Genomic DNA, 14,643 nt, shown 5'->3' on the forward strand with positions numbered 1-14,643 from the left:
GGTGAATCCCAATCAATCGACCAACGCCAGCGCCCCATAGTCCCCCACCCTGTCGCCGAGTCCGGCCGGCACGAGCAACGCGCCGCGCGTCAACGCCGCAAGCTTGCCATCGACCTGCGCTTGCAAGCGCGGCAGCAGAAAGTCGCGGTTGTTCCAGAACACGCTTCCACCCAGGCTGACGCGCTGCAGATCGAGCGTGGCAATCAGGTTGTAGAGCATGCGCCCCATGATCCGGCACAGCGCATCGGTGGTCGCCAAAGCCTGCGGTTCGCCGCGCGCGGCGGCCGCGAACAAGTCGGCCGCGGGCTCGCCAAAGCGCCGCGCGATGCCGTTGCCCGCTGCGAGTGCCTCCACGTCGCCGTGGTTGCCGCAGCCGCACAGCGCGCTGTTGTCGTCGTCGGAAACGAAGCTGTGGCCCGCATGGCCCGCGTTGCCGTTCTTGCCGTGCAGCACGCGGCCATCGACGCACAGGCCGACGCCGACGCCGGTGCTCCAGGTGACGTAGGCGCAATGGTCGACGCCTTGCAGCGCACCCCAGCGGCGTTCGGCCTCCAGCGCGGCGACGGCATCGTTCTCGACCCGCACGCGGCCGAAGCGCTGGCGCAGCGGCGCTTCGAGCAGCGCGGTCATCCACTGGTTGGGGAGTCCACGCGCGGGGCCGGCGATGCCGCCGCAGATGTTCGGGGTCGCGAGTTCGACCACGCCGTCGCGCAGTTCGAAGGGGCCGGCGGTCGAGACGCCGACGCAGTCCACGCTCGCGGCGCCGATGCGCTGCTCCGCGCAGACTTCCTCGATCAGCCGGATGATCTGCACCGCGACGGCGTCGTTGCCGCCGGTCTTGGCGGTAGGCTCGCTGCGGCGGCCGAGAAGGGGCGAGGCGCTGTCGGCCGACAGGCTCACGGCCACCTTGGTGCCACCGAGATCGACACAGGCTCTCATGGGTGCCCCCACGCTCGGCACTTCGTGTCCTCGCTGCCCCCCGAGGGGGCGCGAGCTTGCTTGGGGCGGCCCTGCACTGCGCTCATCTGTTCAGATCCATCGTGCGACCAGGGCCGCGATCATGCTCAGCAACACCGTGCTGGCGATCGGCAAGTGCCAGTCGCGGCCGAAGGCACGGAACTCGAAATCGCCGGGCAGCCGCCCGAAGCCGAAGCGCCGCAGCCAGGCCGTGAGCCCGCTCATCAGCACCAGCGCCAGGACGACGACGATCAGCCAGCGAATCATGGCTGCAGTTTAGGCCGCGAGCAGGTCCAGCGCCTGCCGGTGAAGTTCGCGCGTGGCGGCGGCGACCACGCGGCCGTCCGACTGCAGGCCGAGCGGCTGGCCCTGCCAGTCGGTGACGATGCCGCCCGCGGCCTCGATCAGCCCGGTCGGGCCGAGGTAGTCGTAGGGCTGCAGGCCGGTCTCGACCACCAGGTCGATGGTGCCGCCGGCCAGCTGGGCATAGCCGTAGCAGTCGCCGCCGAAGCGGCGCATCGCGCAGCGCCGGCTCAGGCGGTCGAAGGCCTGCCAGTCGGCCGGATCGAAGATGTCGGGCGAGGTGGTCACGATGCGGGCCTCGGCGACGGCGCTGCAGTGGCTGGCGCGAACCGCCCGGCCGTTGCGCTGCGCACCCAGGCCGGCCTGCCCGATCCAGCGCTCGCCGAGCACCGGCATGTCGACCATGCCGAGTTCGACCTTGCCGCCGCGCAGCAGCGCGATCAGCGTGCCCCAGAGCGGCGAGCCGGTGATGAAGCTGCGCGTGCCGTCGATCGGGTCGAGCACCCAGACCCGCTCGGCGTCGACCCGCTCCAGGCCGTGCTCCTCGCCGAAGATGCCGTCGGCCGCGCGCTCGGCGCCGAGGATCTCGCGCATCGCGGTCTCGGCCGCGCGGTCGGCCTGGGTCACCGGGCTTTCGTCCGCTTTCGAGATGACGTCGAGCGGGGTGCGGAACAGGCGCAGCGAGTGCGAGGCCGCCGCATCGGCCAGTGCGTGGGCGACGCGCAGGTCGTCGGCCGGTGTGAAGGTGGAACTCATGGGTGGATTAGAACCCAGCGCCGGCAATGCGATCGCCGTCAGAGGGTGTGGCTGCGGTCGCCTTCGGCGAATCCGATCGCCCGCCAGGGCTCCCCGACGGCGAAGCCGACCACCTTGAACAACTCGCCCATCTCGTGCTCGTGGATCAGCCGCGCCGCCATGGCGCGTTCGGCCAGCGAAGCCGCCTCCATCATCGGCAGGATGCCGGCATTGAGCAGGAACCTGGCCTGGCTGCAGTAGCCGAGCACCTCGAGGCCGGCATCCTGTCCCGCCAGCGCCACGCCGGTGAAGTTGACATGGGCCGTGATGTCCTTGGCGCCGACGTCGGACAACGGATCGCCGTCCGCCTGGTGGCCGCGGTGGCACATCACGGTGCCCATGTGGCGCTGCGGATGGTAGTACTCGGCCTCGGGGAAGCCGTAGTCGATGAAGAAGGCGGCGCCCTGCTTCAGGCGGTCGGCCAGTGTCGCGACGAAGGCCTCGGCCTGCGGATGGATCTCGGTCAGGTAGTCGTGCGCACCCTCGATCTCGAGCGGCGGCCGCAGGGCCGTGGGCCGGTCGTCCCAGACGAAGCCCTGGCCCCGGCGGACCACGCCGCGCTCGTGCCATCGGCCGCCCTTGCGCACCAGCAGCTGCACCGGCATCGCATCGAGCACTTCGTTGCCAACCACCACGCCGCGCATTTCTGCCGRCAGTTCGGCCAGCCATTCGACTTTTCCCGCGTGCTGCGCGAGCGTCTGCTGCTGGCGCTCGCGCAGGGTGCCGGAGAGATCGACGATGCGATAGCGCTCGAGCTGCCCGCCGAGCGCCTCCAGGAGCTGCGAGGCCAGCGCACCGGTGCCGGCGCCGAACTCCCAGACTTCCCGCGTGCCGGTCTTTTCGAGCGCCTCGGCCACCTGCACCGCCAGGGTGCGGCCGAACAGCGGCGTCAGTTCGGGCGCGGTCACGAAGTCGCTGCCCGAAGCCGGCATCCGGCCGAACTTGCGGCTCGCGCTCGCGTAGTAGCCGAGTCCCGGTGCGTACAAAGCCAGGGCCATGAAGCGGTCGAACGGCAGCCAGCCGCCGGCCCGCTGCAGCGTGGCATCGATAATCTTGGTCAACGGGGTGGCGCGTTCGGCGCCCTGCTCCAGGTTCATAAGTAACGGAAATCTATCAGGATGGCTGAATCGACCCCACGCCGAGGCGTGCTCGTGACCGGCGGCGGCCAGCGACTGGGCGCCGCGGTCTGCGAGGCCTTCGCGCGCGCGGGCTGGCGGGTGTGGTGCCAGTACCGCGCCTCGCGGGCGCAGGCGCTGGCATTGTGCGCGCGCCTCGCCGACGAGGGCCACGAGGCGAGCGCGATCGAGGCCGACATCGGCAGCGAGCCGGGCCGCATCGCGCTGGTCGACCAGGCCTCGGCCGAAGGGCCGCTGGCCTGCATCGTCAACAACGCCTCGGCCTTCGAGCCCGACACCGGGCTCGACTTCGACGCCGACGCCGCCCTGCGCCAGCTCGGCGTGAACCTGATCGCGCCGCTGTCCTTCGCCCGGCTGCTGGCGCAGCGCGCCACGCCCGGCGACGGCATCGACCGCTCGGCGATCCACGTCTTGGACCAGAAGGTCTACAACCTGAACCCCGACTACTTCTCCTACACCGTGTCCAAGCTGGCGCTGGAACGCGCGGTGGCGCTGCAGGCGCAGTCGCTGGCRCCCGCGCTGCGGGTCTGCGGCGTGGCGCCGGGCATCCTCTACCGGAGCGGGCCGCAGACCGAAGCCAACTTCGCCCGGGCGCGCCAGGCCAACCTGCTGCGCCGCGCCATCGATCCGGCCGATGTCGCCCGCGCCTGCGTCTTCCTGGCCGGCACGCCCAGCGTGACCGGAACCACCCTTTGCGTCGACAACGGCCAGCACCTGGTGCCGTTGGCGCGCGACATCATGTTCGTCGTCGACGACCTGCTGAAAGCCTCTCCTCCATGAGCCGCCGGGCCGCTCCCAAGGCGAATACCGCAGCGCTTCTGCGCGAAGGTTGCCCAATGAACCGCCGGGCCGCTCCCAAGGCGAATCTGAAGCGCTGCTGCGCGAAAGTACTCCAATGACCACCGCTGCCCTCGACCCCCTTTTGCTGACCTGCCGGCGCGTCTTCCTGCGCGACTACGAGGTCTGGATCAACATCGGCGTGCACGAATTCGAGAAGCGCGCCGAGCAGCGCGTGATCATCAACGTCGACCTCTACGTGCCGCTCGACGTCTCGACGCCGAAGGCGGACGAGCTCGACGAGGTGGTCGACTACGACTTCATCCGGCGGACCGTCGCCACGCGCCTGAGCAAGGGCCACATCCACTTGCAGGAAACGCTGTGCGACGACATCCTGACGCAGGTGCTGGCGCACCCGAAGGTGCAGGCCGCGCGGGTGTCGACCGCCAAGCCCGATGTGTATCCCGACTGCGATGCGGTGGGTGTCGAAGTTTTCAGGAGCAAGTGAATGTTGCTCGCCCCCAGGTTGCCCGGCACTGCGTGTCCGGGCGCCTCGAGTCGCTGCCAGAGGCAGCGACTCTTCGGAGCCGTCCAAGCCTGCACAGGCAGGCTTGGAGCCGCGGCCCCTCAGCCCCCTACCGGGGGCAACACCAGCGGCCGGGCGTTGCCGGTTCCGCGGTGTTTCACCAACGGGCCTGGCTGCGCCGGCCGGGGAGACCGGCGCTGTGGTCGTTTTTCGGCTGCGCGCAGCGCGCCCCTTCGTGGGCAGCCGCGGAACCGGCTTTGCCGGGCCGCTGGCTGCGCCCCCGGTGAGGGTGGGCGGCTACACGAAGTGAGCCAACCTGGGGGCGAGCCAACCCTCGAAAGGATTTGAAATGAGTGTTGTCTGGACTGAAGAAGAACCTGCGGCGATCGGCGCCGCCGCGCTCAAGATCGAGCGCGAGACCCACAAGCTCGAGAAGCGGCTGTGCCGCGAGGTCGGCCGTGCGATCGTCGACTACAACATGATCGAGGAAGGCGACAAGGTCATGGTCTGCGTCTCGGGCGGCAAGGACAGCTACGGGCTGCTCGACATCCTGCTCAAGCTGCGGGCCCGGGCGCCGATCCACTTCGACATCGTGGCGGTCAACCTCGACCAGAAGCAGCCGGGTTTCCCCGAAGACGTGCTGCCGGACTACCTGACGGCCCTGGGCGTGCCCTTCCACATCGAGGAGCAGGACACCTACTCGATCGTCAAGCGCGTGATCCCCGAAGGCAAGACCACCTGCGGCCTCTGCAGCCGGCTGCGCCGCGGCATCCTGTACCGCGTGGCCGACGAGCTGGGCGCCACCAAGGTGGCGCTGGGCCACCACCGCGACGACATGCTGCAGACCTTCTTCCTGAACATGTTCTTCGCCGCCAAGCTGAAGTCGATGCCGCCGAAGCTGGTGAGCGACGACGGCAGGCACATCGTGATCCGGCCGCTGGCCTATGTCGCCGAGAAGGACATGGTCCGCTGGGCCCAGCACCGCGCGTTCCCGATCATTCCGTGCACGCTGTGCGGCAGCCAGGAGAACCTGCAGCGCAAGCAGGTCGGCGAGATGCTGCGCGAGTGGGATCGCAAGTTCCCGGGCCGGATCGAGAACATGTTCAATGCCATGCAGAACATCGTGCCCTCCCACCTGCTCGACGCCAAGGCCTTCGACTTCAAGGGACTGCAGGCGACCGGGGTGGCCGACGAGGAAGGCGACAAGGCCTTCGATCCACCCGAGCTCCCGGCGCCCTCGGCACTTCGCATCGTGCAGCTCTGATCATGAAAAGCGCGCTCGCGGTGGTCCTGCTGGCCATCGGCCTCACCGGCTGCGCGACGCGCTGGGTGGTCGACAGCGATGTGCGGAGCTTTTCCAGCATGGACAGCGTGCCGACCGGCGCGAGCTATCGTTTCGAGCGCCTGCCCTCCCAGCAGGTCGACGAGGCGGCGCAACAGCAGCTGGAGGCGATGGCCGGCGCGGCACTCGACGCCGTCGGCCTGCGCCACGACGACAACGCACCGCAGCTGAGCGCACTGATCGGGGCCCGCGTGACCCCCGAACTCTCGCCCTGGGCCGACCCCTGGCTGGTCGGCGGGCCATGGCCGGGATGGGGCTACGGCCGCTGGGGACCGGGACCCGGCTGGGGGCCCGGCGGCTGGTATGGCGCCGGCTGGTACGGACCGGCGTTCGGGCCGCCGCCCACCCCCTGGTTCGCGCGCGAGGTCAGCATCGTGCTGCGCGAGCTGCCGTCCAACCGCGTGGTCTACGAAACGCATGCCCGCAACGACGGGCCCTACAGCAACAGCGCACGCATCCTGCCGGTCATGTTCCAGGCCGCGCTGCAGGGCTTTCCGAATCCCCCGCAAGGCGTGCGCCGGGTCGACATCGAACTGCCGAGCGCGACCCGGCAGGATTAGGGTGAACAGGTTCTAAGGGTTAGCCCCTAGAATTCATCGCGATGGAGGCCACCCGAGTCATCGCCGTACGCCATGGCGAAACCGCCTGGAACGTCGACGCCCGCATCCAGGGCCAGCTCGACGTCGGCCTCAACGACACCGGGCTCTGGCAGGCGCAGCAAGTGGCCCGGGCGCTCGCGGAAGAACCGATCGGGGCGATCTATGCCAGCGACCTGTCGCGGGCCTGGCAGACCGCGCAGGTGATCGCCCACGCGCGCGGCATCGAGGTGGCGGCCGAACCCGGCCTGCGCGAGCGCGCCTTCGGTCGGTTCGAGGGCCGCACCTTCGCCGACATCGATGCCAGCCTGCCGGCCCAGGCCCGGCTCTGGCGCACCCGGGATCCCGAATTCGCGCCGGAAGGCGGCGAGTCACTGCTTACTTTCAGGGATCGAGTCACGCACATCGCGTCCAGGCTGGCGGCGCTGCATCCGGGCGAGCTGGTGGTCCTGGTCGCCCATGGCGGGGTGATGGACGTGCTCTACCGCGCCGCCACCGGCCAGGAGTTGCAGGCGCCGCGCACCTGGCACCTGGGAAACGCCGCCATCAACCGCCTCCTCTGGACGCCGCAGGGCTTCACCCTGGTCGGCTGGGGCGACACCGGCCATCTCGACGCAGGATCGCTCGACGAAGCCACGGCCTGACCGGCCTCCCGTGAACAAATAGAACTTTTCTATGAGTTCTTGCCGCCGGCCTGGCGATTTCTTTACGACATTTGTATTCAAATTGTAAAAAAGGGGTCAGAATCGTCACCGGGCGAGCGCTTCGTCAATGCATTTGTGGAAACCAAATGCATCGAATGTTGCAGGACCTCCAAACGACATAGGCTGGCCGACATGGCTTTTGTCGGGTGGTGCGAAGAGCGCCCAGGGGGCAACATAGGCCTCAGTCTCGATTTGAATGCTTTGTGACTACGAACTTGGTCGGATACATGTATTGCGAACTTGCGGGCTTTGACACAACAACAACGATTTAGAGGCATCGGCTTTTCACCGCGGAGGCACCCATTCATGGCCCCAGGATCTCAAACCATTTCCCGGTTCTCGGCCGAGCCGACGCCGACGCTCGCCGATCTGTTCGTGCCGCGCCCCGACCCGCAGGGCCAGACCGCCCCAGCGGCCAGCCTCGACATCCCGGCGGCCCTCGCCACGCGATGGACGGAGCAATCACGCGCTTGCGCCTTCCTGCCGGACACCCTCTTCGCTGCCGCATGGACGCTGCTTCGATCCCGCTGGCTGGGTACGTCCCTGGGCGTTGGCGACGAGCTCTCGGCGCAACAATGGCTGTCCGTGGTCGACCGGACGCGGCGCGAGGATCTCGACAGCGGCGACGCGGCCTCGCTGCAGCTGGACTGCCAGGCCATCGACGACCACCCCGGCGTGCTGCGCCTGACCGGCGCCTCGTCCCTGATGGACCGCGACGGCGAACGGGCCGTCCTGCTGGCCATCGCCGACACTGCCGCCGACCTGCTCGACCGGCCATCGGCGAGCCTGCACGAGATCCGCACCCTGCCTGCCGTCGATCGGCAGCGCCAGCTCGACAGCTGGAACACGGCGCCGACCCCGTATGACGCCGCGCTGACCGTGCATGCGATGTTCGATCGCCAGGCCGCCGCGCACGGCGACGCGGTCGCGCTGGTGGGCGAAGACGGCGCATTGCGCTACCGCGAGCTGGCGGATCGCGCCGAGCTCGTCGCTCGCCGCCTGCAGGCGCACGGGGTTCGCGCCGGCGACACCGTCGGCGTGATGCTCGACCGGTCGAGCGCCGCGGTGATCGTGCTGCTCGGCATCCTGAAGGCCGGCGCCGCCTATGTGCCGGTGCAGCCCGACTTCCCGGCCGAGCGCATTGCGTTCATGTTCTCGGACGCCGACGTCCGCCTGGTCCTGACCCAGGCTGCCTACAAGGCGCTGGTGCCGAGCGACCGGCCGCTGCTGTGCATCGACGAAGAAATGGCCGGCGCGGCTTCGCTGCCTCCGTTCGCGGGCGTCGCGGCCGACGGTGAATCCGTGGCCTACGTGATGTACACCTCGGGCTCGACCGGCACGCCCAAGGGCATCGAGATCTGCCATCGCGCCATCCTGCGCCTGGTGGTCGATGCCCACTACGTCGAGCTGCCGGCCGGCGAAGCGATGCTGCATGCGGCGCCGCTCGGCTTCGACGCCTCGACGCTGGAGATCTGGGGTCCGCTGCTCAACGGCGGCGTCTGCGTGGTGCACGACGAGCAGGTGCCGACCGGCGCCGGACTCGCGCGCACGATCGCGCAGCACGCGGTGCAGACCGCCTGGCTCACCGCCGCCCTCTTCAACGCCGTGGTCGACGACGAGCCGGCGCAACTCGACGGCCTGCGCCAGCTGCTGATCGGCGGCGAGGCGCTGTCGGTGCCGCACGTGCGGCGCGCGCTGGCGGCGATGCCTTCGCTCACGCTGGTCAACGGCTACGGCCCGACCGAGTGCACGACCTTCGCGGCGACCTTCCGCATCCCGCACGACCTGCCGGCCGACGCCCGCTCGGTGCCCATCGGCCGCCCGATCAACGACACCACGCTGCGCATTCTGAGCCCCTCAATGGCGATGCTGCCCGCCGGCCTGGTCGGCGAGCTGTGCATCGGCGGCCGCGGGCTGGCGCGCGGCTACCTGCGGCGCCCCGACCTGAGTGCCGAACGCTTCGTCGACGACCCCTTCGGCGCCCCCGGGGAACGCCTCTATCGCACCGGCGACCAGGCGCGCTGGCTGCCCGACGGCAGCATCGAGTACATCGGCCGCATCGACGGCCAGGTGAAGATCCGCGGCCACCGCATCGAGACCGGCGAGATCGAGGCGGCCCTGCTCGCGCATCCCGGCATCAAGTCTTGCGCGGTCGTGCCGCGCAAGGATGCGACGGGCCATCTGCGCCTGGTCGCCTACCTGGTGGCGCGCGCCGGGGAGATTCCGTGGACCGCGCTGCGCGCGCACCTGGCCGAGCGCCTGCCCGAGGCCATGGTGCCGGCGGCGCAGGTCTGGCTGGCCCAACTGCCGGTGACGACCAACGGCAAGCTCGACCGCCGCGCACTGCCCGAGCCCGCACGGCAGCGGCCCGAACTGGCCCAGACCTTCGAGGAACCGCGCAACGACGCGGAACGCCGCGTCTGCACGGCCTTCGCGCGCGCCCTGAATATCGACGCGGTCGGCCGCAGCGACAACTTCTTCGATCTCGGCGGCGATTCGCTGCTGGTGCTCAAGGTGCTGCGCGAGCTGCAGCAAGGCAGCGAGCGCCGCCTGTCGGCCAACCTCTTCTTCCGCCAACCGACGCCCGCGGCGCTGGCCGCCAGCCTGCAGGACGACGCGCCTGCTGCAGCGCCGCAGCGCACCGCAGCCGCCGGACCGGCGACCCATGTCGACGCCGAGCCCGTGGCGCTGGTCGCCATGGCCGGCCGCTTCCCGGGCGCCGCCGACGTCGAGCAGTTCTGGGACAACCTGATGGCCGGTCGCGAGTCGATCAGCTTCTTCGACGACGCGACGCTGGACGCCGGCGTCAGCGCCGCCTTGCGCGCCGACCCGCTCTACGTGCGCGCACGCGGCGTCATCGACGGCATCGACCAGTTCGATGCCGCCTTCTTCGGCATCAACCCGAAGGAAGCCGAACTGATGGACCCGCAGCAGCGCGTGTTCCTCGAGATCTGCTGGGAATGCCTCGAACGCGGCGGCTACGTGCCCGACCAGGCACCCGGCCCGGTCGGCGTCTTCGGCGGCATGTACAACGCGAGCTACTTCCAGCGGCATGTCGCGACCCGGCCCGACCTGATCGAGATGGTGGGCGAATTCCAGGTGATGCTGGCCAACGAGAAGGACTACATCACCACGCGCGTGGCGAACCGGCTGAACCTGACCGGCCCCGCGGTCAGCGTGCACACCGCATGCTCGACCTCGCTGGTGGCCATCGCCCAGGCCTTCTTCGCGCTGCGCACCGGCCAGTGCCGGATGGCGCTCGCCGGCGGCGCCTCGGTCAACTGCCCGCCCCGCAGCGGTTATCTCTACAACGAGGGATCGATGCTGTCGCCAGACGGCCATACCCGCAGCTTCGACGCCGGCGCCAAGGGCACCGTCTTCAGCGACGGCGCGGCGGTGGTGCTGCTCAAGCGGCTCTCCGACGCGATCGCCGACGGCGACACCATCTATGCCGTGCTGCGCGGCGCGGCCGTCAACAACGACGGCGGCGCCAAGGCCAGCTTCACGGCGCCGAGCGTGGACGGCCAGGCCGCGGTGATCGAGGCCGCGCTGGTCTCGGCCGGCGTCGACCCGCGCAGCATCTCCTATGTCGAGACGCACGGCACGGCGACGCCGATGGGCGACCCGATCGAGGTCGAGGGACTCACGCGCGCCTATGCAGCGCACACCAGCGACACCGGCTTCTGCACCATCGGATCGGTGAAGAGCAACGTCGGCCACATGGTGACCGCCGCGGGTGCGGCGGGCATGATCAAGGCCGCGCTCGCGATGCACTTCGAAGCCATTCCGGCCAGCCTGCACTACGAGGCGCCGAACCCGGCCATCGATTTCGACGCCACGCCTTTCCGCGTCAACAGTCAATTGCGCCCGTGGCGACGTGAAGACGCGCCGCGCCGGGCCGGCGTCAGCGCCTTCGGTGTCGGCGGCACGAACGCCCACGTGGTGATCGAGGAAGCGCCGCTGCGCGCACCTTCCGATCCCGCCACCGGCGCGCAGTTGCTCACGCTGTCGGCGCGCTCGCCGGCGGCGCTCGCCGCCGCGGCCGCGCGCCTGGCCGACCACCTCGATGCGCACCGCGCGCTGTCGCTGGCCGACGTCGCCTACACGCTGCGCGTCGGACGCAAGCAGTTCGCACAGCGCGCCGTCGTGGCCGCGGAATCGGTCGAGGAGGCGATCGCCGCCTTGCGCAGCGCCGACTCGCCCTTGCGCGCCGCCGCATCGCTCAACGCCTGGCTGCCGCAGCCGGTCTTCATGTTCCCGGGCCAGGGCGCGCAGTACGCCGGCATGGGCCGCACGCTGCATGCCGAGGACCCGGTCTTCCGCGCCGCCTTCGACGACTGCATCCGGTGCTTCGACGGCCTGCTCGACTTCGACCTCCGCGAGCGCATGTTCACGGACGATGCCGCCGCGCTGGCCCCGACCTCGGTCACGCAGCCCGCCACTTTCGCGCTCGAATATGCGCTGGCCCGCCAGCTGATGGCGCTCGGCGTCAAGCCTGCCGCGATGATCGGGCACAGCGTCGGCGAGTTCGCTGCCGCGGTGCTGGCCGGCGTGATGCGGCTGGACGACGCGGCACGGCTGGTCGCCCGGCGTGGCGCGCTGATGCAGGCGCTGCCCGCGGGCACCATGCTCTCGGTGCGCATGGCCGCCGCAGACCTGCTGCCGCTGCTGCCCGACAACATCTCCCTGGCGGCGGACAACGGCCCCGCCGTCTGCGTCGCCGCGGGCCCGAGCGATGCGATCGAGGCGCTGCGCGCTGCGCTCGAAGCCAAGGGCATCGTCGCCAAGACGCTGCAGACTTCGCACGCCTTCCACTCCGCGATGATGGATGCCGCGGTCGCGCCCTTCGAGGCCCTGGTCCGCGCGACCCCGCTCGCCGCCCCCGCACTTCCGATCTACTCCACGCTCACCGGCAAGCTGCTGACTGCCGAGGAGGCCACCGACCCGCGCTACTGGGCACGCCACCTGCGCGAGACGGTGCGCTTCTCGCCCGCCGTGCGCGAAGTGCAGGCCCAACTCGCGCACCCGTTCTTCATCGAGATCGGCCCGCGCAACACGCTCGCGACGCTGGTGCGCCAGCATGCGACCAAGGCGCAGCCCGCAGCCGCCGCCGCGCTGCTGGCCGACCGGCCGGCCGGCGAAAGCGCGGCCTGGCGCCTCGGCGCCGGCCGGCTCTGGACGCAAGGCGTCGAAATCGACCTCGGCGCCCTGGACACGCGCGGGCGCAAGCATCGCCTGCGCCTGCCCACCTATCCCTTCGAGCGCAAGCGCTTCTGGGTCGACATCGCCGTCGCACCCGCAGCACCGGCGCTCGCGTCGCTTCCTTCCCCATCCGTGCCACTGACCCCCTCGATTCCGGAGTTGCCCATGACCGCCGCCGCAGCCACTTCCGCACCGCCCGCGCGCCGCGCCGGCCTCGTCACGCGCCTGCGCGAACTGTTCGAGAACCTGTCGGGCATCGACATGGCCGACGTCGAGGGCGCCGCGCCCTTCGTCGAGATCGGCCTGGATTCGCTCACGCTCACGCAAGCCGCGATGCAGGTCAAGAAGACCTTCAAGGTCAACCTCACGTTCCGGCAGCTGATGGAAAGCTATCGCAGCTTCGACGCGCTGGCCGAATTCCTCGATGCCACGCTGCCGCCCGAGCCGGTCGCAGCGCCTGCGACCGCTGTGGCGCCGGTCACTGCCATGCAGCCCGCGATGGCGCAAGCGCAGCCTCCGGTTGCCGCCATGGCGCTGCCCGTGATGCAGCCCATGGCCGGCAATGGCAGCCTGGTGCAGCAAGTCATCGCGCAGCAGATGCAACTCATGCAACAGCAACTCGCCTTGCTGTCGGCGGCGCCGACGGTTCCGGCCAGCCCCGTGCTGACGGTTCCGGCGGTGGAGCAACCCACGCCCATGGCCACCGCCGCGGCCACGGCGTCCAATCCCGATCCCGAGGAGGCCGTCGTCACGCCCAAGTACGACGTCAAGAAGGCCTTCGGCGCGATCGCCCGCATCCACACGCAGAGCAAGGAGCCGACCGAACGCCAGAAGGCGCGTCTGGCCGCCTTCGTGCGCCGCTACGTGGAGCGCACCCGCAAGAGCAAGGCCTTCACCGAGCAGAACCGGCCTCACATGGCCGACCCGCGCGTGGTCAACGGCTTCCGCCCGGCGACGAAGGAGATCACCTATCAGATCGTGATCGAGCGCTCCAAGGGCTCGCGCCTGTGGGACATCGACGGCAACGAGTACGTCGACACGCTCAACGGCTTCGGCATGAACCTCTTCGGCTGGACGCCGGACTTCATCAACGAGGCGGTGAAGAAGCAGCTCGACCTGGGCTACGAGATCGGCCCGCAGCATCCGCTGGCCGCCGATGTCACCCGGCTGCTGTGCGAGCTCACCGGCTTCGACCGCGCCGGTCTCTGCAACACCGGCTCGGAAGCGGTGATGGCGGCGATCCGCATTGCCCGCACCGTCACCGGCCGAAGCACCGTGGTGGTGTTCTCGGGCTCCTACCACGGCACCTTCGACGAGGTGCTGGTGCGCGCCGGCCGCAACCACAAGGGCATGTCGGCCGCACCGGGCGTGCTGCAAGGCATGTTCGGCGACATCCGGGTGCTCGACTACGGCACGCCCGAGGCGCTGGAATTCATCCGCACCAACGCCGACGACCTGGCCGCCGTGCTGGCCGAGCCGGTGCAGAGCCGCCGGCCCGACTTCCAGCCGCGCGAGTTCCTGCGCGAGGTGCGGGCCATCACCGAGAAGTCCGAGACCTGCCTGATCTTCGACGAGGTCATCACCGGCTTCCGCTCGCACCTGGGCGGCGCCCAGGCGATTTTCGGCATCCGCGCCGATCTCGCCACCTACGGCAAGGTGCTCGGCGGCGGCTTCCCGGTCGGCGTGATCGCCGGCAAGCGCGCCTACATGGATGCGCTCGACGGCGGCGCCTGGCAGTACGGCGATGATTCCGTGCCGACGGTGGGCGTCACCTATTTCGCCGGCACCTTCGTGCGGCATCCGCTCGCGCTCGCCGCATCCAAGGCGGCCCTCGAGCACCTGAAGCAGGACAACAACAAGCTGCAGACCCAGTTGAACCTGCACACCGCGGCCATGGCCGACGAACTGTCGGCCTTCTGCCGCGAGGTCGGCGCGCCGATCGAGATCCGCTACTTCTCCTCGCTGTGGCGCGTGAGCTGGCTCGAGGACCACCCGCTGCAGGACCTGCTGTTCGCCATGATGCGCAGCCGCGGCGTCCACATCCTCGACAACTTCCCCTGCTTCATGACCACCGCGCACACCCAGCAGGACATCGCCCTCATCAAATCGGCCTTCAAGGAATCGGTGGCCGAACTGCAGGAAGCCGAGTTCCTGCCGCGTCTGGCGCGCAACGACTCCGAGGTGCTCGACAGCGCCAAGCCGCCGGTGCCCGGCGCGCGCCTGGGCCGCGATGCCAGCGGCAAGGCTGCGTGGTTCGTCCCGAACCCGCAACAGCCGGGCAAGTACATGCTGGTGCGCTGAAAAA

General features: G+C 69.9%; 10 protein-coding genes. 6 read left to right on the plus strand and 4 right to left on the minus strand.

Going from position 1 to position 14,643, the window contains the following annotated elements:
• Positions 1-12: 12 nt before the first annotated feature.
• From AC1D2E_RS15880 to AC1D2E_RS15895, 4 genes are all read right to left on the minus strand, one after another.
• Complete coding sequence (locus tag AC1D2E_RS15880) at positions 13-939, minus strand: ROK family protein (RefSeq protein ID WP_478198268.1); 927 nt, start codon at positions 937-939, stop codon at positions 13-15.
• A gap of 90 nt (positions 940-1,029) precedes the next feature.
• Complete coding sequence (locus AC1D2E_RS15885; protein WP_478173250.1) at positions 1,030-1,224, minus strand: DUF2905 domain-containing protein; 195 nt, start codon at positions 1,222-1,224, stop codon at positions 1,030-1,032.
• A 9-nt stretch (positions 1,225-1,233) separates the two neighbouring features.
• Positions 1,234-2,016 (minus strand): histidinol-phosphatase, encoded by a 783-nt coding sequence (hisN, locus tag AC1D2E_RS15890; protein ID WP_478198269.1) that lies wholly within the window; start codon positions 2,014-2,016, stop codon positions 1,234-1,236.
• Positions 2,017-2,054: 38 nt separating this feature from the next.
• Positions 2,055-3,152 (minus strand): class I SAM-dependent methyltransferase, encoded by a 1,098-nt coding sequence (locus tag AC1D2E_RS15895; RefSeq protein ID WP_478198270.1) that lies wholly within the window; start codon positions 3,150-3,152, stop codon positions 2,055-2,057.
• Positions 3,153-3,173: 21 nt separating this feature from the next.
• On the opposite strand from AC1D2E_RS15895, the gene AC1D2E_RS15900 reads away from it, so the two are divergent.
• From AC1D2E_RS15900 to AC1D2E_RS15925, 6 genes are all read left to right on the plus strand, one after another.
• Positions 3,174-3,971 (plus strand): SDR family oxidoreductase, encoded by a 798-nt coding sequence (locus AC1D2E_RS15900; RefSeq protein WP_478198271.1) that lies wholly within the window; start codon positions 3,174-3,176, stop codon positions 3,969-3,971.
• A gap of 115 nt (positions 3,972-4,086) precedes the next feature.
• On the plus strand, positions 4,087-4,476 hold the full coding sequence (locus tag AC1D2E_RS15905; protein ID WP_286504645.1) for a dihydroneopterin aldolase: 390 nt from the start codon (positions 4,087-4,089) through the stop codon (positions 4,474-4,476).
• A gap of 367 nt (positions 4,477-4,843) precedes the next feature.
• The gene (ttcA, locus tag AC1D2E_RS15910; protein ID WP_478198272.1) at positions 4,844-5,758 is read left to right on the plus strand and encodes a tRNA 2-thiocytidine(32) synthetase TtcA; all 915 of its coding nucleotides are present in this window, start codon (positions 4,844-4,846) and stop codon (positions 5,756-5,758) included.
• Between the two features lie 2 nt (positions 5,759-5,760).
• Positions 5,761-6,396 carry a DUF4136 domain-containing protein gene (locus AC1D2E_RS15915; RefSeq protein WP_478198273.1) on the plus strand — a complete coding sequence of 212 codons (636 nt, stop codon included), beginning with the start codon at positions 5,761-5,763 and terminating at the stop codon, positions 6,394-6,396.
• Between the two features lie 41 nt (positions 6,397-6,437).
• A complete protein-coding gene (locus AC1D2E_RS15920; protein ID WP_478198274.1) occupies positions 6,438-7,076 on the plus strand; it encodes a histidine phosphatase family protein in 639 nt (212 codons plus the stop codon).
• Between the two features lie 366 nt (positions 7,077-7,442).
• Positions 7,443-14,639 carry an amino acid adenylation domain-containing protein gene (locus tag AC1D2E_RS15925; RefSeq protein ID WP_478198275.1) on the plus strand — a complete coding sequence of 2,399 codons (7,197 nt, stop codon included), beginning with the start codon at positions 7,443-7,445 and terminating at the stop codon, positions 14,637-14,639.
• The last annotated feature ends 4 nt before the right edge of the window (positions 14,640-14,643 follow it).

The organism is Variovorax sp. P1_H2, from assembly GCF_056405295.1.